We start from the raw sequence: 20,394 nt of genomic DNA on the forward strand, positions 1-20,394 counted from the left end.
ACGGCTCCTCTTTAGTGGAAGAAGTGGCGGGTGCCGGTGAAGTACATCGTGACCCCCGCGGCCTTCGCGGCCTCGATGGTCAGCTCGTCGCGGATCGAGCCGCCCGGCTGCACGATCGCGGTGATGCCGGCGTCGATGAGGATCTGCGGGCCGTCCTCGAAGGGGAAGAAGGCATCGGAGGCCGCGACCGAGCCGGCCGCGCGCTCCCCCGCCCGCTCGACGGCGAGCTTGCAGGAGTCGACCCGGTTGACCTGGCCCATGCCGACGCCGACCGAGGCGCCGTCCTTGGCCAGCAGGATCGCGTTGGACTTCACCGAGCGGCAGGCGCGCCAGGCGAAGGCGAGGTCGGCGAGCACCTCGGGCGAGGCAGCCTCGCCGGTGGCCAGGGTCCAGCTGGCCGGGTCGTCGCCCGGCGCCTGGAAGCGGTCGGCGACCTGGGCCAGCGAGCCGCCCGGGATCTGGCGCACCTCGGTGGGGTCGCTGCCCGGCGCCGGGGAGATGAGCAGCCGGATGTTCTTCTTCGCGGCCAGCACCTCGACGGCACCCTCGTCGTACGCCGGGGCGACGACGACCTCGGTGAACACCTCGGCGACCTGCTCGGCCATCGCGACGGTGACCGGGCGGTTGGTGGCGATCACGCCGCCGAACGCCGAGGTCGGGTCGCAGGCGTGCGCCTTGCGGTGGGCCTCGGCGACGTCGCCGCCGACCGCGATGCCGCACGGGTTGGCGTGCTTGATGATCGCGACGGCCGGCTCGTCGAAGTCGTACGCCGCGCGGTGGGCGGCGCTCGCGTCGACGAAGTTGTTGTAGGACATCTCCTTGCCGTGCAGCTGCTCGGCGTGCGCCAGGCCGGGCTCGGCACCGATCTCGGTGTAGAGCGCGGCGGGCTGGTGGGAGTTCTCGCCGTAGCGCAGCACCGCGGCCCGCTCGAAGGCCTGGCCGTGGAACGCCGGCCACGGGGTGTCCTCGTCGGCGCCGAGGGTGTGGGCGAACCAGTTGGCCACCTGCACGTCGTACGCCGCGGTGTGGGCGAACGCGGCGGCGGCGAGGCGCTGGCGCTCGACCAGGGTGAAGCCGCCCTCCTGGGCTGCGCGCAGCACGTCGGCGTACATCGCCGGGGAGGTGGCGATCGCGACCGAGGGGTGGTTCTTGGCGGCGGCGCGCACCATCGAGGGCCCGCCGATGTCGATCTGCTCGACGCACTCGTCGGGCGCGGCGCCGGAGGCGACGGTCTGGGAGAACGGGTAGAGGTTGCAGACCACCAGGTCGAACGGCTCGACGTCGAGCTCGGCGAGCTGCGCCACGTGGGAGTCCAGGCGGCGGTCGGCGAGGATGCCCGCGTGCACCCGGGGGTGCAGCGTCTTGACCCGGCCGTCGAGGCACTCGGGGAACCCCGTGAGCTCCTCCACCTTGGTGACCGGCAGGCCGAGGCTCTCGATCAGGGCCGCGGAGCCGCCCGTGGACACGAGGGCGACGCCTGCGTCGTGCAGCCCGCGGACGAGCTCCTCGAGGCCGGACTTGTCATAGACGGAGACCAGGGCTCGCCTGATCGGGACACGGTTCTCAGACACGGGGTTCACTCCTGCTTCGGGTGCGTGCGGACGTCGGGAGCACCCAGGCGGTCGATGCTCCGTGCTGCCCCCGAGGGGGTCACTCCCTGGTGGTGGTCCCACCTGCGCCAGTCGTGTGGGCTCAGCATATCGAGGGTGCGCCGCTGCCCGGCCCGGACCCGCGGGCCCGGGACGTCACCGTCGTCCGGCGCCGAAGCGGACCCGCCGACCCTCGACGGTGTAGCCCTCCCGCGCCATCCGGCCCACGCTGTCGACGAGCATGCCGCGCTCGGCGGTCTTGATCCGCTCGTGCAGGGAGGCGACGTCGTCGTCGTCCTCGACCGGCACGACCGTCTGGGCCACGATCACGCCGGTGTCGACCCCGGCGTCGACGACGAACAGCGTCGCGCCGGTGACCTTCACGCCGTACGCCAGCGCGTCGGCGGGGCCGTGCATGCCGGGGAACGACGGCGACAGCGCCGGGTGCGTGTTGACCGTGCGGCCGCCGAAGCGGGCGAGGAAGTCCTCCCCCACCAGCTTCATGAAGCCGGCGAGCACCACCAGGTCCGGGTCGAAGGCCGCGACCCGGTCGGCCAGGGCGCGGTCCCAGCCCTCGCGGGTGCCGTAGTCCGCGACCTTGTTGACGAACGTCGGAAGGCCCGCGCGCTCGGCGCGCGCCAGGCCCTCGATGCCGTCGCGGTCGGCGCCCACCGCCACCACGCGGGCGCCGTACGCCGGGTCGGCACAGGCGTCGAGCAGGGCCTGGAGGTTGGTGCCGGAGCCCGAGACGAGCACGACGAGACGGGCGGGGTGCGAGACGGTCACCCGCGGATCCTAGTGAGCCTCAGCGGTGCCGCGAGCGGCGCGTCAGCCAGGTGGCCACCACCCCGCCCACGAGGCCGCCGAGACCGAAGGCGGTCACGGCGTGCACGAGGACGTCCCCCGCGAACGGCGCGACGTCGGCCATCCGGCCGGGACCGACGGCGCCGCCGGCCAGCGCGGCGAGCAGACCGAAGGCCAGACCGGCGAGCACCCCGCCGACGAGGCCGCGGACGATCCCCTTGTCCCACCGCGCGGTCGGCCGGTGCCGGTGCGCGCGGACGGTCGCCACCACGGCGACCAGCGGGGGCAGCACCATCGTCAGGGAGGTCCATGCCGACGCGGGCCCGTTGTCGGGCAGGGCCGCGAGGAGCGGAAACAGCGGCAGCGCCCCGATCGAGACCCCGGACGGCGCGACGATCGTGCCGACGCCGACGGTGAAGCCGGGGCCGAGCAGGTAGGAGCCCGCGAACACCAGGGCGTTGGGCAGCACCGTCGCCGAGGCCAGGAGGTACGCCGTGCCGTCGCCGGCGTCCAGGTCGAGCTGGGACATGATGTTCTCGGCCGTGCCCAGGTCCACCAGGACCGCGAGCACCAGCACCACGGCGCACACGCCGAACCAGGTGCGCAGCACCGCGGCGCACACCGCGCTCGACCCGCGCAGCGCCAGCGGCACCGCCGTCGCCCAGATGGCCGCACGACCGGAGCCGGTCGCGATCGCCGCCCCGCCGAGGACGACGCACAGCAGCAGCGACCACCCGACGACCCGTCCGGTGTCGGGTGCGCTGTCGCCGGTGCCGGCCACCGAGCTGGTGACCGCCGCCAGCACGACGTACGTCGCGGTGAAGATCATCGTCGCGACCGGCACCGTCCAGTCCCGCACGCCGTCGGCGATGGCGTCGGCGTCCGGGCCGTGCCCGGAGATCGCGGCACCGGCCCGCAGGCCCACGCGCCACACCGTCCACGCGCACACCAGCGTCACCAGCAGTGGCACGACGGTGACCGTGACCTCGTCGACCTGCACGCCGGAGCGGTGCCCGAGCAGCCAGCCCAGGGCGCCGACCCGCAGGGCGTCGCGGGGCTCGCCGTGGGCCCCGGCGTCGCTGAGGAACCAGCCGACGACGGCGAGCGCCATGCAGCCCAGCATCGGCAGCAGGGCGGCGCAGGCGCCGGCGAGAAGGGTCACCAGCGCGAGCGGACGACGATCGCGCAGGTCCGTCCGCGCCCGGGTTGGTGCAGTGAGCAGGGAGGTCATGACCGACCCATCATCACCCGCGGCACCGGACGCCGACGACTCCCACGCCGGACCTCGCCACGAGTCGGCTGCGCACGGGTCGCGTAGGTTGGATGCCGCCATGAGGAGTCCCGACGAGTTCGACGCGTTCTACAGGGACGCACGCGAGCGCCTGCTGCTGCAGACCTACGCGCTGACCGGCGACCTACCGGCGGCACGCAGCGCGGTCCGTGACGCGTTCGTGATCGCGTGGCACCACTGGGACAAGGCCAGGCGCGAGGACCCCGAGGCCTGGACCCGCCCGCACGCCTGGGCCCACGCCCAGCGCCGGCACTCCGCCCGCCCCTGGCACAAGGACAAGAGCGAGGACCCGGAGGTCCGGGCGACCCTCGAGGCGCTCGCGACGCTGAGCATCGACGAGCGGCGGATCCTGCTGCTCACGCTGCTGGCCAGCGGCACACCCGACGAGTTCGCGCGTGAGATCGGCGTGATCCGCCCGGTGGCGGACACCCTGCTGGCCAGCGCCACCGCCCGGCTGGCCAAGGCCCGCGACGTCGCGCCCTCCGAGGTCGGGCGGCTGATGGACCCGCTCGCCCGGGCCGTCTCCGAGGTGCGGTTCCCGCGCAGCACCATCGTGCGCCGCAGCGGACTGACCCGCCGACGCCTGCACACCGCCGCCGGGGTGCTCGTCACCGTCGCCGCCCTGGTGATCGGCGGCGTGGTGGTCAGCAACCCCGACGGCGTGCGACCCGGCCTGGACCGCAGCGAGACCAGCGCCAGCGGCGGCGCCCGGCCCGAGGAGCCGCCGGCGCCGCGCCTCGACGCGGCCAACCTGCTGACCACCGGCGACCTCGACGCGACCCTGCCCACCCGGGGCTGGCGCGGGAGCCTCCCGAACACCAACACCGACGGGGACGGCTCCGCGCTGCCCTGCCAGCGCCAGCGCTACGCCGACCCGCAGAGCTCCAGCTACCTGGTGAAGAGCTTCCGGGCCACCACCAAGCCGGGCCGGCCACGTCGTACCGCCATCCAGACCGTCGAGGGCTCCGACCGCGACCAGGCCGCGCAGCGCGCCTACAGCACCACGCTGCAGTGGTTCGCCGGCTGCACCGAGGGCCGCACCCAGCTGATCTCCACCCGCCGGATCGGCCGGGTCGGCGACCAGGCGATGCTGCTGGTCCTGCGCGAGTGGAACGGCCCGGTCACGCTCACGGCGTCGATCGCGCGGACCGGCCGGTTCACCACCGCCGTGGTGACCACCGCGACCGGCGTCGACTCACCCGACGTGCGCGGCAACGTCGCGCTGCTCGGGCGCGCGGTCCAACGCGTGTGCGACCTGCCCGAGGCCGGCGCCTGCGCCAAGGGACGCGCAGAGGTGCGCACCGTCAGCCCGGTCCCCGTCGGGGAGGTGCCGTGGATGCTGTCCGAGGTGGACCTCCCCCCGGTCGACGACGTACGCCAGCCGTGGGTCGGCACCGCGCCGCGCCAGACCCGCCAGAACTTCGCCGCCACCCGCTGCGACCAGGCCTCCTTCCGCGGCAAGGGGTGGTCGAACAGCACCACCCGCGCCTTCCTGATCCCCGGCGCCCGCCTGCCGGCGTCGTTCGGGCTGACCCAGACCGTCGGGGCGCTCCCGCCGGAGCGGGCCCGGGCCTTCGTCGCGGACGTGCGCGAGAAGATGCGCACCTGCCCCGAGCGCTTCCTCGGCACCGAGGTCGACCTCGTGCTGAACCGCAGCAAGGGTCCGGTCGACCTGTCGGTGTGGCACGTGACCGTCGAGATCACCGACACCACCTCGGTGCGCTACCTGATGGCCCTCGCGCGCCGCGGCGGCGCGCTCTCGCAGATCGGCTTCGTGCCGGCGCCGCAGGTGCAGATGGGCGACGGCACGTTCATCGCGCTCGCCGAGCGCTCGCTGAAGCGCCTCGCCCAGCTCCCGGTCCGCGGGTCCTGACCCTCACCCGGGCCCCCACCGGGGGACGGACCGCAGGAACGACGAAGGCCCGCCCCCGGCGAACCGGGGACGGGCCTACGCAGTGATCGTTGGATCAGTGGCTCACGCCAGGTCCTTCATGATCTCGCGCATGAGGGCGGCGGTCTCGGACGGCGTCTTGCCGACCTTCACGCCGACGGCCTCGAGGGCCTCCTTCTTGGCCTGCGCGGTGCCCGAGGAGCCCGACACGATGGCGCCGGCGTGGCCCATGGTCTTGCCCTCCGGGGCGGTGAAGCCCGCGACGTAGCCGACGACCGGCTTGGTCACGTGCTCCTTGATGTACGCCGCGGCGCGCTCCTCGGCGTCGCCGCCGATCTCGCCGATCATCACGATCGCCTTGGTCTCCGGGTCGTTCTCGAAGGCCTCGAGGGCGTCGATGTGCGTGGTGCCGATGATCGGGTCGCCGCCGATGCCGATGGCGGTCGAGAAGCCGTAGTCACGCAGCTCGTACATCATCTGGTAGGTCAGGGTGCCCGACTTGGAGACCAGGCCGATGGGGCCCTTGCCCGCGATGGTGTGCGGCGTGATGCCGGCCAGCGACTCCTCCGGCGAGATGATGCCGGGGCAGTTGGGGCCGATCATCCGGGTCTTCTTGCCCTGCAGGTAGGCGAAGACCTCGGCGCTGTCCTGCACCGGGACGCCCTCGGTGATGACCACGAGCAGCGGGATCTCGGCGTCGATGGCCTCGATGCACGCGTCCTTGGTGAACGCCGGCGGCACGAAGGCGACCGAGACGTCGGCGCCGGTGGCCTTCATGGCCTCCTCGACAGTGCCGAAGACCGGGAGCTCCTTGCCGTTGAGCTCGACGGTGGTGCCGGCCTTGCGGGCGTTGACACCGCCCACGATGTTGGAGTCCGCCTGGAGCATCAGGTTGGTGTGCTTGGAGCCCATCCCGCCCGTGATGCCCTGGACGATGATCTTGGAGTCCTTGTTGAGGTAGATCGTCATGTTGTCAGGTCTCCGTATCTCAGGCGTTCGCCAGCTCGGCGGCCTTGTCGGCCGCGCCGTCCATGGTGTCGACCTGGGTCACGAGCGGGTGGTTCAGCTCGTCCAGGATCGCGCGGCCCTGCTCGACGTTGTTGCCGTCGAGACGGACGACCAGCGGCTTGGTGGCGTTGTCGCCGAGGATCTCCAGGGCACCCTTGATGCCGTTGGCGACCTCGTCGCACGCGGTGATGCCGCCGAAGACGTTCACGAACACGCTCTTGACCTGCGGGTCGTTGAGGATCACGTCGAGGCCGTTCGCCATCACGGTGGCGTTGGCGCCGCCGCCGATGTCGAGGAAGTTGGCCGGCTTCACGCCGCCGTGCGCCTCGCCGGCGTACGCGACGACGTCCAGGGTCGACATGACCAGGCCCGCGCCGTTGCCGATGATGCCCACGGCACCGTCGAGCTTGACGTAGTTGAGGCCGAGGTCCTTGGCCTTCGCCTCGAGCGGGTCGGCCTCCTCACGGATCTCGAACTGCGCGTGGTCGGGGTGCCGGAACTCCGAGGCGTTGTCGTCGAGCGACACCTTGCCGTCGAGGGCCTCCAGCTTGTCGCCCTCGAGGCGGGCCAGTGGGTTGACCTCGACCAGGGTCGCGTCCTCCTCGACGTAGACCTTCCACAGCGCCTGGACCATCTCGATGGCCTGGTCACGCAGCTCGGCGGGGAACTTGGCCTCGTCGACGATCGCGGCGGCCTTCTCGGGGGTGACCCCCTCCAGCGCGTCGATCGGGATCTGGCGGACGGCCTCGGGGTTGGTCTTGGCGACCTCCTCGATCTCCACACCACCCTCGACCGAGGCGATGCACAGGTGCGAGCGGTTCGCGCGGTCGAGGAGGAAGGAGAAGTAGTACTCCTCCACCGGCGGGGTGGCCGGGGTGACCAGGACACGGTTGACCGTGAGGCCCTTGATCTCCATGCCGAGGATGTTGGAGGCGTGCTCGAAGGCGTCGTCGGCCGTCTTGGCGATCTTGACTCCACCGGCCTTGCCGCGGCCGCCGGCCTTGACCTGAGCCTTGATGACGGTCACGCCGCCCAGCTGCTCGGCGGCGGCCTTGGCCTCCTCGGCGGTCTCGACGACCACTCCGAGGGTGGTGGCCACGCCATGCTTGGCGAAGAGTTCCTTCGCCTGGTACTCCATCAGATCCACTGATTCCACCAGTCTCTAGTCAGCGTGCAGTCAACGGGTTGGCACCGGAGCCCTCGACCCAAGACACAGGCCGGCCTTCTCGGCACACCCGCCGCACATTAGTCCCGCAGGCCCCCCGGGCACGAGAGCCGACCAGGGCGAGTGACGCACGACATAGGCCCTTCGGGCCGGCGCACGACGACCTCGAGACCCATGACAGCGCACCTGGGGAGGTCGAGACCGCCCGACGGCACCCATGCGCTACCTTCTGCGAGGCAACGTCGAGATCGGGCTTTGTACCCAGATCTGAGGTGGACGGGGCCGAATTTGATCGTGATCCCCGCCACGTCCCACAGAGTGAAACGTGGTCCAGGGCACCGGCTCTCCGCGTGGACTGTGGGAATCGCCCCCCAACAAGTCAGATCCGCGTCACAATCGGCCAAACAGAAGATTCAAGAGGGCACGAAGGCTCCGCTAGAGTCTTCCTCGCCTGTCCGAAGCACGAGACGCACTGACACATGTGGAGCCATTGTTCATGGGTAATCACCGAGCGGAACGTCGCGGCGCTCGCCGCCGACCCTCGGAGACCACGCACATCAGGTACGCCGGTAAGCGCGTCGCCGGGCGTAGTGACACTCCGACCATCGAACTGACCACGACTGCGGCCGGCACCACGCTGACCGAGGCACTCACCGAGGTCCCCCCGGTCGTGACGAGCCCGGACCTGCTCGACCCCGAGGCGTTCGGCCTCGAGGTGGAGGTCCGCCGGGTCGAGGACGAGCCCGCCGCCCACCTCGACCACACCACCGACTTCGGCGACCGCGAGGCGACCGCGAGCCTCCCGCTCGTTGCGCCGCCCGGCAAGCGCCGCGCCGTGAAGCAGCCCGCCCCCCGTCGGCGCCGACTGCTGCCGTCGGTCCCCGCTGCCATGGGCGTCGCCGCGCTCGCCGTGTCGATCGGCGGGGTCGTCCTCACCTCCGGCGAGGACACCGACAAGACCAGCGGCGACTCGCGCACGGTCGTCGCCGCGAGCGCCCTGAGCGGCGAGAGCGGCGCCGGGTCCGTGCGGCCCCGCGGCTCGGTCGTCAGCCGCGACAGCTCGCGCACCGCGCTGGCCGACCGCGCCGACTCCAAGCTGCAGAAGTCCGCCGAGGCCAAGAACGCCCAGCGCAACTCCGCCCTGCAGAAGCTGTCGGCCCAGGCCGAGGCGCAGGCCGAGAAGATCAAGCGCAACCAGTGGGTGCTTCCGGTCAGTGGCTACCGCCTGACCGCACGCTTCGCCGAGTCCTCCGGGCTCTGGGCGAGCACCCACACCGGCCTGGACTTCGCGGCCCCGTCGGGCACGCCGCTGCTCGCGGTCGCCAACGGCACCATCACCTCGACCGGCTACAACGGCGCCTACGGCAACATGACCGTACTGACCCTCGAGGACGGCACCGAGATCTGGTACTGCCACCAGACCGCCATCGAGGTCTCCGTGGGCCAGAAGGTCAACGCCGGCCAGCGGATCGGCACCGTGGGCTCCACGGGCAACAGCACCGGCCCGCACCTCCACCTCGAGGTCCGCCCCGGCGGCGGCGACCCGGTCGACCCGTACTCGCACCTGGCGCACCACGGCGTCCAGCCCTGATCTGACTGAACCAGGTGGCCCGACCTCGGGCCTGAGGGCACCGACCTCGACCCCGCGCGTCCCCGACGCGTGGGGTCGAGGTCGTTGACGCCTGCCCCGCCTGCCCCACCGCACCGCTTTGCCCGAGTTTGAGGGCGTTCGGCCCGACCGTCAGCCGAAGTGACTCGGCGGGGTCGGGATGCCGATCCAGTGCCCTTGTCGGGGCCTTCGGACGCGGCGCATGCTGAGTGATTCCCGTCACACACCGATCGGAACGTGACCCATGAAGAAATCACTCATCAGTGCAGTGACCGCAGTGGCCCTCACGGTCACGACACTCGGCGCCGCCATCGGCGTCCAACAGCCAGCCACCGCGGAGGACGACCTCCCGTGGATGAACACGAGTCTTCCAGCGGCCCAGCGCGCCGAGCTGCTGATCGACGCGATGACGCTCGACCAGAAGCTCGAGCAGATCTTCAACCGCCCGGTCTACAACTCCGACCTCGACGACGGCGTCCCCGACAACGGCGTCGGCTGTGACTTCACGCTGATCGGTCGCCACATCGAGGGCATTCCCGCGCTGAAGATCCCCGACTTCCGGATGGCCAACGGCGGCACCGGCATCCGCGGTGGCGACTGCCTCCCGGAGCCGACCGCGACGGCGCTGCCCGCACAGATCTCCTCCGCCGCCACCTTCGACCGCGACCTCACCCTCGACTGGGGACGGGTCCTCGACGTGGAGCTGCAGGCCTGGGCGCACCAGGTGCTGTGGGGCCCGGTCCTGAACCTGATCCGCACGCCGTACGGCGGGCGCAACAACGAGTTCTTCAGTGAGGACCCCTACCTCACCGGTGTCCTGGCCTCGCAGATCATCCGCGGCATCCAGGAGCGCAACGTGAGCCAGGCGACCGCCAAGCACTTCGTCGCCAACGACTCGGAGTTCCAGTTCGAGCGGTGGACCGCCGCCATCCGGGTGCCCGCTCGGGCGATGCACGAGCTCTACCTGCTGCCCTTCGAGATGGCGGTGAAGGACGCCGACGTCTCCTCGGTGATGTGCGCCTACGGGTACGTGAACTTCAGCTACAACTGCGAGAGCCGGCCGCTCCTGCGCCAGACCCTGCGCCAGGACTGGGGCTTCGACGGCTACGTCTTCTCCGACCGGCGCGCCCAGCAGAGCACGGTGCCCTCGATCCTCGCCGGCACCGACGTCGAGGTCGACGAGGAGCCGGAGTGGTACCAGCCCGCCCTCGTGAAGGCGGCGATCCGGGACGGTGAGATCACCGAGGCCGACATCGACGACATGCTGCGCGAGCGCTACATCAAGATGTTCCAGTTCGGAGACTTCGACAACCCGGAGACCGGGTTCACCTGGGACCAGCTCGAGGACGAGATGGTCCCCGGCGGTACCCACGCCCAGGTGGCCAAGGACGCGGCCGCGGAGAGCCTCGTGCTCCTGCGCAACGAGCGCGGCCAGCTGCCGCTCAACTCCCGCGCGATCGACTCGGTGGCCCTGATCGGCGCCCGGTGGTTCGCCGGCGAGGCCACGCTGCCGCCGCGCAGCGGCGACCGCGCCAACAACGTCTCCGTCCGCGCGCCGTACGAGGTGACGCCGAGGCAGGGCCTGTTGAACACCCTGCGCTCCCTCGGCGCCGAGGACGCCACCGTCACCTACAACAACGCCAACAACATCGGCAGCGCCATCGCGCTGGCCCAGCGGTCCGACGTGACCATCATGATGCTCGGTGACGTGGCCCGCGAGACGTGGGACAAGAACAGCAACTGGCAAGAGGAGAACCCCGGCGGCAACGTCTCGGGTGCCAACCGGGAGGTCCCCGACCTCGACCTGCCCACGGTGACGGGAACCAACCAGCAGCAGCTGGCCACCCGCATGCTCGACGCGGTCCCGAACACGGTCGTGGTGCTGAAGACCCAGGGCCAGGTCAACATGCCCTGGATCGACAAGGTCCGCACCATGGTGGAGGCGTGGTACCCCGGCCAGGAGGACGGCAACGTCGTGGCCGACGCGCTCTTCGGGGTCACCAACTTCTCCGGCAAGCTGCCCGTGACCTTCGGCAAGACCGACCGTGAGGCGGCGTACCAGAGCCAGGAGCAGTACCCGGGCTACCAGGAGAACACCGGGGTGGACGGCGGCATCGGCCGCGACCCGATCCCGGGTGCACCGCAGCGGGTCGTCCGCTACACCGAGGGCCTGAAGATGGGCTACCGGTGGTACCAGGCGACCGGCACCGAGCCGCTGTTCCCCTTCGGCTACGGCCTGTCCTACACGACCTTCGACTACAGCAACCTCGACGTGGCCACGATCCGCACCAACCGGCAGCAGACCGGTCTGCGGGTGGGCTACACGGTCACCAACACCGGCGACGTCGCCGGCAAGGAGGCCTCGCAGGTCTACCTGAGGCTGCCCCCGGAGGCCCGGCAGGACTTCAACCGTCTGGTCGGCTTCCAGAAGGTCGACCTCGAGCCCGGCGAGAGCCAACGGGTCTCGGTGGTCCTCGACTCGAGGGCCTCCAACCACCCGCTGTCCTACTTCGTCCCCGCGGATCCCGACGACCTCCGGCGCTGGGCCGACGGCCGGTGGGTCACGACCCCCGGGCGCTACACGGTGTCCGTGGGCGGATCCTCCGAGAGCCTGCCGCTTCGCCAGGGGCTGCGGGTGAACATCGGACAGACCGCGAAGGCGAACTCGCGGATCGTGAATCCCACGGTCACCCCGCGCAAGGTGACCCCGAACGTCCGCGCCCGGGTCAGCTTCCGGGTGCTCTCGGCCGGGCAGCCTGCCACCGGCACCGTCCAGGTCAGGACGAGGGGCGCGGTCATCGGCCGGGCCACCCTCAACGCCAACGGCAATGCCCGGGTGCAGCTCACCCGGCTGCCGGTGGGCACCTACGCGCTGCGTCTGATCTACACCGGCTCGGACGCCTCGAAGCGGGCCACCAAGACGATCACCCTGAGGGTGCAGAGGAGGTAGCGAAGGCGTCGGTCGCGCCCTGAGAGCGTGTCGACGCATCGGCGGGGCGGGATCACCGTCTGGTTGCTCGTGGTCCTCCTGACCGCGTGCACCGGCGGCGACCCCGCCCCGCCTGCGTCCCCCGAGGAGGCGGCCAGTCCCCGGGCCGGGCCCACGGCCGGACTGGTCGCCCCCGACGGGAGACCGATCGAGGTCCCGGTGCCGCCCCGGCCCACCGGGACCTCCTTCGACGTCACCGAGCTGGGGGCCGACCCGGCGCCCGGCACCGGCGACGACGCCCCCGCCATCCGGGAGGCGTTGGCGACGGCGGAGGCCGGCGACGAGGTCTTCCTCCCCCGCGGGGTCTATGACCTGCGTTCCCCGCACCCGGACGACGAGGACGCCAACCTGCTGCTCGCCGACGGCGTCCAGCTGAGCGGAGCCGGACCGCGTGACACCGTGCTCCGCACCTCCTTCGACGGGCAGGAGGACAGCGCGGTCGTGCGCGGCACCGGGGTCGTGGACGCCGCCGTACGCGGTCTGGCCATCACCTCCGGGTACGACGGCCCGCTGGGCACCGACCCGGACGAGGACGGCCCCGGAGGCGGGCCGGCGTACGGCGTGCAGATCGGCGAGGACGACGGCGAGGGCAGCCGCCGGGTGCTCGTGGAGGACGTCGCCGTGGAGCTGTTCCAGCGCCACGGCATCTCGGTGAAGGCGAGCCGCGAGGTGACCGTGACCGGCTGCCGGGTCTCCGACGCCACCAGCGTCGGACCGGGCGGCGCGGGCTACGGCATCACCGTCGAGGGCAGGGCGCAGGGCGACGCCGGGCCCGCGAACGACTCACGCCACAACGTGGTGCGGGGCAACCGGCTGGACGGCACCCACCTGCGCCACGGGATCCTGCTGCAGTTCGCCACCCACCACAACCTCCTCGCCGACAACACCATCGACGGCGGTGTCCTGGACGCCATCGACCTGCACGGCGAGGGCGAGTACCTCAACGAGATCCGCGGCAACACGATCACCGGCGTCGACGCGGCCGCGGTCGCGCTCGGCAACTCCGGTGGCGAGAAGCACCGGCACGACGCGAGCGGTGCGGGCAACTGGGTCCACGACAACCGGCTGCGCGGCAACGAGCAGGGCGTGCTCGTCATCCTGGGCACCCCCGACACCCTCGTCGAGGACAACCTGATCGTCGCGAGCAGCGGTTCGGTGGCAGGGATCGAGCTGCGCCACGCGCCCGGGACCGTCGTGCGCGACAACACGGTCACCGGCGCGGGCAGAGAGTTCTGGGCGGTCCTGCTGACCGAGGACGCCGGCACGGACGGCCGGGGCGCCGGCGCCCCGGACGACGTGCGCATCACCGGCAACGAGATCACCGGCTCGGCCAACGGGATCGCGGTGCGGGCCGGGCGCGACGTCGAGGTCGCCGACAACACCGTCGACGTCAGCGGCACCGCGTGGCAGGTGTCCGACGAGGCCGAGGTCGACGGCGCCCCGCGGTGAGCGGCTGCGCCCTCAGAGCTTCTCGACGGGCGCGTAGCGCAGCAGCAGCCGCTTGACGCCCTCGGAGCCGAAGTCGATCGAGGCGACCGACTTGTCGCCCGCGCCCTCCACCGCGACCACGCTGCCCATGCCGAAGGAGTCGTGCACCACCCGGTCGCCCGGGGCCAGCGACGGGATCTCGCGCGACCGCTTCGCCTTCGCCGCTGCGTCCACCCGCAGCGCCGCCGAGGAGAAGTTGCGGCGCCCGGCCGCGGTCGGCGAGCCGAGGCGCTGACCGGAGGGACCACCGGAGAGGTCGGGCCGGCTCCAGCGGGTCTGCGCGGCCTCGGTGCGGCGCCAGTCGACGAGGTCGACCGGCAGCTCGTCGAGGAAGCGCGAGCCGGGGTTGTGCGCCGGTGCGCCCCAGGCGGAGCGCACGACGGCGCGGGAGAGGTAGAGGCGCTCGCGGGCGCGCGTGATCCCGACGTAGGCCAGGCGCCGCTCCTCCTCGAGCTCGGTCTGGTCGCCCAGGGCACGGCTGTGCGGGAAGACGCCGTCCTCGAGGCCGGTGAGGAACACGATCGGGAACTCCAGCCCCTTCGCGGTGTGGAGCGTCATCATCGTGACCACGCCCTCGTCGCCCTCGGGGATCTGGTCGGTGTCGGCGACCAGCGCCACCCGCTCCAGGAAGTCGGTGAGGCCGGGCACGACGGTGCCGGCGTCCACGTCGCTGGGGTCGGCGGAGGGGCCTGCGACCGGGTCGTCGCTGAACTCGCGCGCGACCGCCACCAGCTCGGCGAGGTTCTCCACGCGGGTGGCGTCCTGCGGGTCGTCGGACTCCTCCAGCTCGGCGAGATAGCCGGAGCGGGCGAGCACGGACTCGAGGACCACGTCGGCCCGCTCCCCCGCCTCGACCATCGACTGGAGCTCCTCGATCATCGCGACGAACGTGCGGATGCTTGTGAGCGAGCGGGTCGCGAGCCCGGGGGCCTCCTCGGCACGGCGCAGCGCCTCCCAGAAGGTGATCCGCTCGCGCTCGGCCAGCGCGACGACGCAGGCCACGGCCCGGTCGCCGATGCCGCGCTTGGGGGTGTTGAGGATGCGGCGCAGCGAGACCTCGTCGGCCGGGTTGGCGAGCAGCCGGAGGTAGGCCAGCGCGTCACGCACCTCGCGGCGCTCGTAGAAGCGCACGCCGCCGACGACCTTGTAGGGCTGGCCGGTGCGGATGAACACCTCCTCCAGCACGCGCGACTGGGCGTTGGTGCGGTAGAACACCGCGACGTCGGAGGCCTTCGCGCCGCCGTCGACGAGCTTGTCGATCTCGCTGGAGATGAAGCGGGCCTCGTCGTGCTCGTCGTCGGCGACGTAGCCGACGATCCGCTCGCCGTCGCCGGCGTCGGACCACAACCGCTTGGGCTTACGGCCCTTGTTGTGGGCGATCACGCCGTTCGCGGCGGTGAGGATCGTCTGGGTGGAGCGGTAGTTCTGCTCCAGCAGGATCGAGGTCGCGTTCGGGAAGTCCTGCTCGAAGTCGAGGATGTTGCGGATGTTGGCACCGCGGAAGGCGTAGATCGACTGGTCGGCGTCGCCGACGACCATCAGCTCGGCGGGCTCGACGGCCGTCGGGTCGTCGCGGCGGTCGTGCTCGGGGTCGTCGGCGCACAGCTGGTGCACCAGGGCGTACTGCGCGTGGTTGGTGTCCTGGTACTCATCGACCAGCACATGGCGGAAGCGGCGGCGGTAGGTCTCGCGCACGTCCGGGAACGTCTGGAGGAGGTGGACGGTCAGCATGATCAGGTCGTCGAAGTCGAGCGCGTTGGCCTCGCGCAGGCGCCGCTGGTAGATCGTGTACGCCGCGGCGTACGTCTCCTCCAGCTTGTTGGCCGCCTCCTGGGTGGCGGCCTCGGGGTCGCGCAGCTCGTTCTTGTGGTTGGAGACCCAGTTGAGCATCGGGCCGGCCTGGTAGCGCTTCGGGTCGAGATCGAGGTCCTTGATGATCATCGTCATCAGCCGCTTGGAGTCGGCGGCGTCGTAGATCGAGAACGAGGACTTGTAGCCCAGCCGGTCGATCTCCTTGCGCAGGATCCGCACGCACGCGGAGTGGAAGGTCGAGACCCACATGATCCGGGCGCGCTTGCCGACCAGCTCCTCGACGCGCTCCTTCATCTCGGCCGCGGCCTTGTTGGTGAAGGTGATCGCCAGGATCGAGCCGGGGTGGGCGCCGCGCTCGGAGATCAGCCACGCGATGCGCCGGGTCAGCACCCGGGTCTTGCCCGAGCCCGCGCCGGCCACCACCAGCAGGGGCGCGCCCTCGTGGACCACCGCGGCGCGCTGGGGCTCGTTGAGCCCGTCCAGCAGCTGCTCGCGGGTAGGACCGCGCCGCTGGCGGGCCGTGTCGTCGGGACGCACCTCGAGGAGGTGCTCGAAACCGGGAAGGGAGGGGGTGCTCATGCTGTCGACCAGCCTACGTGCGACCACCCCCGGAGCGAGGGGCGGCGCGGCTGCGAGGCCGCCGGCGCGCTCAGCCGCGCTTGCGCCGCGGGGTCGGCCGAACGACGAGGACCGGGCAGGGCGCGGAGTGCTGCACGCGCTGGGCGGTGCTGCCGATCAGCACGGTGTCGCTGAGCCCCCGCCCGCCGGCGGCGACCACCACCAGCCCCGCCTCGAGCGAGCGGGCGGCCTTGATCAGCTCGTTGGCCGGTGAGCCGCTGCGGATGCGCCGGTGCACCCGCGGGCCCCAGCCGTCGAAGACCTCCGCGACCACGCGCAGCGAGCTCTCCGCGGCGGCGCGGAAGCTCGCGCTCTCGAGGCCGACCCGCTCGCGGTCGTCCGGGGAGAGGTCGTCGGCGAAGGACACCGCCGCGAGCGGGCGGAGCACCGCCACCACCGAGACGTCGGTGACCTTGCTCGCGTCGAGCACGTCGCGGGCGTAGCGGGCGGCGGCCAGGGACTGCTTGGACCCGTCGGTGGCGACGATGACGTGCATGGCTCTAGTCCTCCTGCTGCGGGTCACGGGTGACGGGCTCGCCGAGGGTGGACTCCCCCTGCGCTCGGTCGGCGGGCCGGTCGCGCCGGCCGAAGATCCGCTCCACGACGTACAGCGCGACGCCGATCGCGAGCAGGCCCGCGCACCACAGCAGCGAGCCCGGGTCGTCGTAGACGACGTAGACGAGCAGCACCGCGTTGCCCAGGACGCCGAGGAGCAGCAGCGCTCGCGGTGCGGTGAAGGTGTCCTCGCGCTCGTCCTGGCCGCGCAGCTTGAGCGCGGAGACGATGACCAGGCCGTAGATGAAGAGCGTGAAGACGACCGTGACGGTCGCCAGCCGCGCGATGTCGGCGCCGGAGGCCAGCAGCCCGCACACCACGACGGCGGAGAACAGCAGCGCCACCCACGGGCTGCGCCGGGTGGAGTGGATGCGGCCGAAGATGCCGGGGACGACGTCCTCGCGGGCCATGCCGTAGAGGATGCGCGACTGGGTGACCACCGAGACCAGCGTCGTGTTCGTGATCGCGACCATCGCGATGATCGCGAACAGGATCGTCATGAACCCGACGGGCACCGGGATGATGCCCTTCTCGATGACCTCCAGCAGTGCCGGGTCGTCGTTGCGGCCGGCCTCCTGGATCACCGGGATCTCCACGGTGAGCGCGGTGACCGCCGCCACCAGCACGTAGATGATGCCCGCGGTGAGCATGCCGCCGACCAGCGCGCGCGGGAAGGTGCGGCCCGGGTCGATGGTCTCCTCGGCGACGTTGGCGGCGTTCTCGAAGCCGGTCATGGCGAAGAACGCCAGCGCGACGCCGGAGATGACGCCGAGCAGGGCGCTCTTGTCGCCGGTGTCGAACTCGACGAGGGTCGCGAACCGGGCGTCGCCCTGGGCGACGTACCAGACCCCGATGATCATGATGATCACCAGGCCGCTGACCTCGACGAGGGTCATCACCATGTTGGCGATCACCGACTCGGTGATGCCGATGAAGTTGACGACGGCCAGGACGATGATGAACGCCACCGTCAGCAGCAGCGTGGGCGGCAGCTCCCAGACCGTCTGGAAGTACGACGCGAAGCCGTTGGCCAGCGAGCCGGCGGCGGCGTACGTCGCGGAGAGCATGCAGACCGTGATCAGGAAGGTCAGCATCGGGTTGCGGAACGCCTTGTTGACGTAGAGCGCGGCCCCGGCCGCCTGGGGGTACTTCGTCACCAGCTCGGCGTAGGCCAGGCCGGTGATCGTGGCGACGGTGATGCCGACCGCGAAGGCGATCCAGAAGGCACCGCCGACGGCGAGGGCGACCGCCCCGATCAGGACGTAGATGCCCGACCCGAGGACGTCGCCGAGGACGTAGAAGTACAGCAGCCGGCCGGTGATGCTCCGCTTGAGCTCCGACTCGCCCTCCGGCTGGGTCTGGGGCGCTGAGTCTGCCTGGCTCACGGGCGGGCTCCTCGTCGTGAGGGGGCAGTGACCGCTTGCCAATACCCGAGGGCGGTGACCTCGAAACGACGCGGCCACCGCCCTCGGGCCCGGTGGGGAGGGCCTCAGCCCCGCCCCGGAGCCGTGATCAGCGCGTGGCGTCGTGCAGGCGCAGGAACTCCAGGTGCTGCTCGTACTGGTCCAGCACGTCGTCGATCAGCTGGCTGTGGGTGTAGTCCATGACGTCGTAGCCCTGCCCGCCGTCGTGGAGGTGCACCTCGACGCGGGAGTAGCGCTCGTCCCCGCGCGGCACCCAGTGTCCATAGCTGGGCAGCGGCACCTCGCGGTGCGCCATCCGGTAGCAGAACGGGCGCTCCTGGCCGACGTCGGCGACCAGCTCGACGCCGGGCTCGCCGTCGTCGGCGACGACCTCGCGGACCTCGACCTGCACGCCCTGGCCGGCCAGCTCGCGGCCGACCTCGGTGAGCGCCGGCGTGGCGACCCGCTCGAGGAACTCCAGCGCCCGGGCGCGGTTCGGGAAGGCCATCACCCGGCGCAGCCGGGCCTGCCACGGTGCCCGCTGGGCGCTGCGGCCGGTGAGTGCGCCGTGGGCCACGCCGGCGAGGGTCTCCTCGCGCAGCGCCTCGACGCGGAGCGCCTTGTAGAGCCCGATCATCACCAGGACCATCACGAATGCGAACGGCAGGCCCATGATCACGGTGGCGTTCTGCAGGGCGAAGATGCCGCCGACGCTGAGGATCGAGATCGTCAGCGCGCCGGTCACCACCGCCCAGAAGATCCGCACCCCACGAGCGCCGTCGGAGCTCACCGAGGGCAGCCGGGAGGACAGGTTCGCCATCACCAGCGCGCCGGAGTCGGCGGAGGTGACGTAGAACAGCAGCCCGACGAAGGTGGCCAGCGAGGCGACCACCAGGAAGCCGGGGTGCTCGGCGAGCAGCGCGTAGAAGCCGCCCTCCGGGCTGGCGCTGGCGGTCTCGGCGAAGTCGCCGTTGCCGGACCGGACCTGGTCGAGGGCGTCGTTGCCGAAGATCGAGATCCACATGACGATGTAGGTGAAGGGGATGATCATCGTGCCGGCCACGAACTCCCGGATCGTGCGACCGCGCGAGATCCGCGCCAGGAAGAGCCCGACGAAGGACGCCCAGGCGATCCACCAGGCCCAGAAGAACAGCGTCCAGTAGCTCATCCAGCTGCCGGTGTCCTCGAAGGCGAAGGTCTGCATCGTCATGTCCGGGAACAGCCGGACGAAGTCGCCGACGTTGAGCACCAGCGCGTTGAGCAGGTACGACGTGCGCCCGGTGATGAGGATCCACAGCGCCAGGCCGATCGCGAGGATCACGTTGAGCTGGGAGAGCCGCTTGATGCCCTTGTCGACGCCGCTCACCGCGGAGATGGTCGCGATCGTGACCGCCAGCACGCTGAGCCCGATCTGGGTGGCGGTGCCGATCGGGATGTCGAAGAGCTCGTTGAGCCCGACGTTGAGCCCCACCACGCCGATGCCCAGCGAGGTGGCCACGCCGAACACGGTGCCGAGCACCGCGGCGACGTCCACCGCGTGCCCGATCGGGCCGTCCACCCGGCGCCCGAAGATCGGGTGGAGCGCGGAGCGGATCGCCAGCGGCAGGTTCATCCGGTAGGCGAAGTAGGCCAGCGCCATGCCCATCAGGGCGTACATGCCCCAGCCGCTGATGCCGTAGTGGAACAGCGTCCACACGGTGGCCTCACGAGCGGCCTCGACGCTCTCCCCCTCGCCGCTGGGCGGCGTGAGGTACTGCACCACCGGCTCGTGCACGGCGAAGAACATCAGGTCGGTGCCGATGCCGGCCGCGAACAGCATCGAGGCCCAGGCGCCGGTGCTGAACTCCGGACGCGAGTGCTCGGGCCCGAGCCGGGTCCGGCCGTAGCGCGAGGAGCCGAGGTAGACCACGAACACCAGCACGGCGGTGGCCAGCGCGACGTAGTACCAGCCGAACCACTCCGAGATCCAGGCGACCATCTCCCCGAGCACGCGCTCGGCGTTCTCCGGGGCCAGCACGCACCACAGCGTGACCGCCAGGGTCCCGAGTGCGGCGCTGAAGAACACCGGTCGGTTGATCCGGGGCCGCTCGTCGTCGGGCGGTGGCCCGGCCGGGCCGGCGGGGCCGGGCGGCACCGCCGGGCCAGGTTCCACGGTCGTGGTCATCTCGTGCT

General features: G+C 71.5%; 13 protein-coding genes. 4 read left to right on the forward strand and 9 right to left on the reverse strand.

Going from position 1 to position 20,394, the window contains the following annotated elements; all coding sequences use genetic code 11:
* Positions 1 to 11: 11 nt before the first annotated feature.
* From purH to HBO46_RS16720, 3 genes are all read right to left on the reverse strand, one after another.
* On the reverse strand, positions 12 to 1,571 hold the full coding sequence (gene purH / locus HBO46_RS16710) for a bifunctional phosphoribosylaminoimidazolecarboxamide formyltransferase/IMP cyclohydrolase (protein ID WP_166133688.1): 1,560 nt from the start codon (positions 1,569 to 1,571) through the stop codon (positions 12 to 14).
* Between the two features lie 174 nt (positions 1,572 to 1,745).
* Positions 1,746 to 2,375 (reverse strand): phosphoribosylglycinamide formyltransferase, encoded by a 630-nt coding sequence (gene purN, locus HBO46_RS16715; RefSeq protein ID WP_166133690.1) that lies wholly within the window; start codon positions 2,373 to 2,375, stop codon positions 1,746 to 1,748.
* A 19-nt stretch (positions 2,376 to 2,394) separates the two neighbouring features.
* On the reverse strand, positions 2,395 to 3,624 hold the full coding sequence (locus HBO46_RS16720) for a cell division protein PerM (RefSeq protein ID WP_166133692.1): 1,230 nt from the start codon (positions 3,622 to 3,624) through the stop codon (positions 2,395 to 2,397).
* Positions 3,625 to 3,724: 100 nt separating this feature from the next.
* Here HBO46_RS16720 and HBO46_RS16725 point away from each other — a divergent pair, with 100 nt between their 5' ends.
* Positions 3,725 to 5,557, forward strand: a complete 1,833-nt coding sequence (locus tag HBO46_RS16725; RefSeq protein ID WP_166133693.1) for a SigE family RNA polymerase sigma factor — start codon at positions 3,725 to 3,727, stop codon at positions 5,555 to 5,557.
* 102 nt (positions 5,558 to 5,659) lie between these two features.
* Here the strand turns inward: HBO46_RS16725 and sucD are convergent, their stop codons facing one another.
* Positions 5,660 to 6,544, reverse strand: coding sequence for a succinate--CoA ligase subunit alpha (gene sucD / locus HBO46_RS16730; protein ID WP_166133695.1), 885 nt, complete (start codon positions 6,542 to 6,544; stop codon positions 5,660 to 5,662).
* Positions 6,545 to 6,563: 19 nt separating this feature from the next.
* Entirely contained in the window at positions 6,564 to 7,730 is a 1,167-nt protein-coding gene (sucC, locus tag HBO46_RS16735; RefSeq protein WP_166136042.1) for an ADP-forming succinate--CoA ligase subunit beta, read from the reverse strand.
* Between the two features lie 688 nt (positions 7,731 to 8,418).
* On the opposite strand from sucC, the gene HBO46_RS16740 reads away from it, so the two are divergent.
* The 3 genes from HBO46_RS16740 (at position 8,419) to HBO46_RS16750 (ending at position 13,795) form a co-directional block, all read left to right on the forward strand.
* On the forward strand, positions 8,419 to 9,339 hold the full coding sequence (locus HBO46_RS16740; RefSeq protein ID WP_166133697.1) for a M23 family metallopeptidase: 921 nt from the start codon (positions 8,419 to 8,421) through the stop codon (positions 9,337 to 9,339).
* A 295-nt stretch (positions 9,340 to 9,634) separates the two neighbouring features.
* Entirely contained in the window at positions 9,635 to 12,307 is a 2,673-nt protein-coding gene (locus tag HBO46_RS16745) for a glycoside hydrolase family 3 C-terminal domain-containing protein (protein ID WP_224769191.1), read from the forward strand.
* Positions 12,308 to 12,376: 69 nt separating this feature from the next.
* Complete coding sequence (locus HBO46_RS16750) at positions 12,377 to 13,795, forward strand: right-handed parallel beta-helix repeat-containing protein (protein WP_166133701.1); 1,419 nt, start codon at positions 12,377 to 12,379, stop codon at positions 13,793 to 13,795.
* A gap of 12 nt (positions 13,796 to 13,807) precedes the next feature.
* On the opposite strand, the gene pcrA is transcribed toward HBO46_RS16750, so the two are convergent.
* The 4 genes from pcrA to betT all read right to left on the reverse strand — a co-directional run bounded on the left by pcrA (position 13,808) and on the right by betT (position 20,386).
* A complete protein-coding gene (gene pcrA / locus HBO46_RS16755) occupies positions 13,808 to 16,225 on the reverse strand; it encodes a DNA helicase PcrA (protein ID WP_166133703.1) in 2,418 nt (805 codons plus the stop codon).
* Between the two features lie 70 nt (positions 16,226 to 16,295).
* Entirely contained in the window at positions 16,296 to 16,760 is a 465-nt protein-coding gene (locus HBO46_RS16760) for a universal stress protein (protein ID WP_166133705.1), read from the reverse strand.
* A 4-nt stretch (positions 16,761 to 16,764) separates the two neighbouring features.
* Entirely contained in the window at positions 16,765 to 18,204 is a 1,440-nt protein-coding gene (locus HBO46_RS16765; RefSeq protein ID WP_166133707.1) for an APC family permease, read from the reverse strand.
* 127 nt (positions 18,205 to 18,331) lie between these two features.
* On the reverse strand, positions 18,332 to 20,386 hold the full coding sequence (gene betT / locus HBO46_RS16770) for a choline BCCT transporter BetT (RefSeq protein ID WP_166133709.1): 2,055 nt from the start codon (positions 20,384 to 20,386) through the stop codon (positions 18,332 to 18,334).
* Between the last annotated feature and the right edge of the window lie 8 nt (positions 20,387 to 20,394).

It is taken from the genome of Nocardioides ochotonae (assembly GCF_011420305.2).
Taxonomy (GTDB): domain Bacteria; phylum Actinomycetota; class Actinomycetes; order Propionibacteriales; family Nocardioidaceae; genus Nocardioides; species Nocardioides ochotonae.

Coding starts and splice junctions, on each gene's coding strand:
- HBO46_RS16720 (WP_166133692.1), bottom strand. CDS start 3,624: ATGACCTCCCTGCTCACTGCACCAACCCGGGCGCGGACGGACCTGCGC.
- HBO46_RS16725 (WP_166133693.1), top strand. CDS start 3,725: ATGAGGAGTCCCGACGAGTTCGACGCGTTCTACAGGGACGCACGCGAG.
- sucD (WP_166133695.1), bottom strand. CDS start 6,544: ATGACGATCTACCTCAACAAGGACTCCAAGATCATCGTCCAGGGCATC.
- pcrA (WP_166133703.1), bottom strand. CDS start 16,225: ATGAGCACCCCCTCCCTTCCCGGTTTCGAGCACCTCCTCGAGGTGCGT.
- HBO46_RS16760 (WP_166133705.1), bottom strand. CDS start 16,760: ATGCACGTCATCGTCGCCACCGACGGGTCCAAGCAGTCCCTGGCCGCC.
- betT (WP_166133709.1), bottom strand. CDS start 20,386: ATGACCACGACCGTGGAACCTGGCCCGGCGGTGCCGCCCGGCCCCGCC.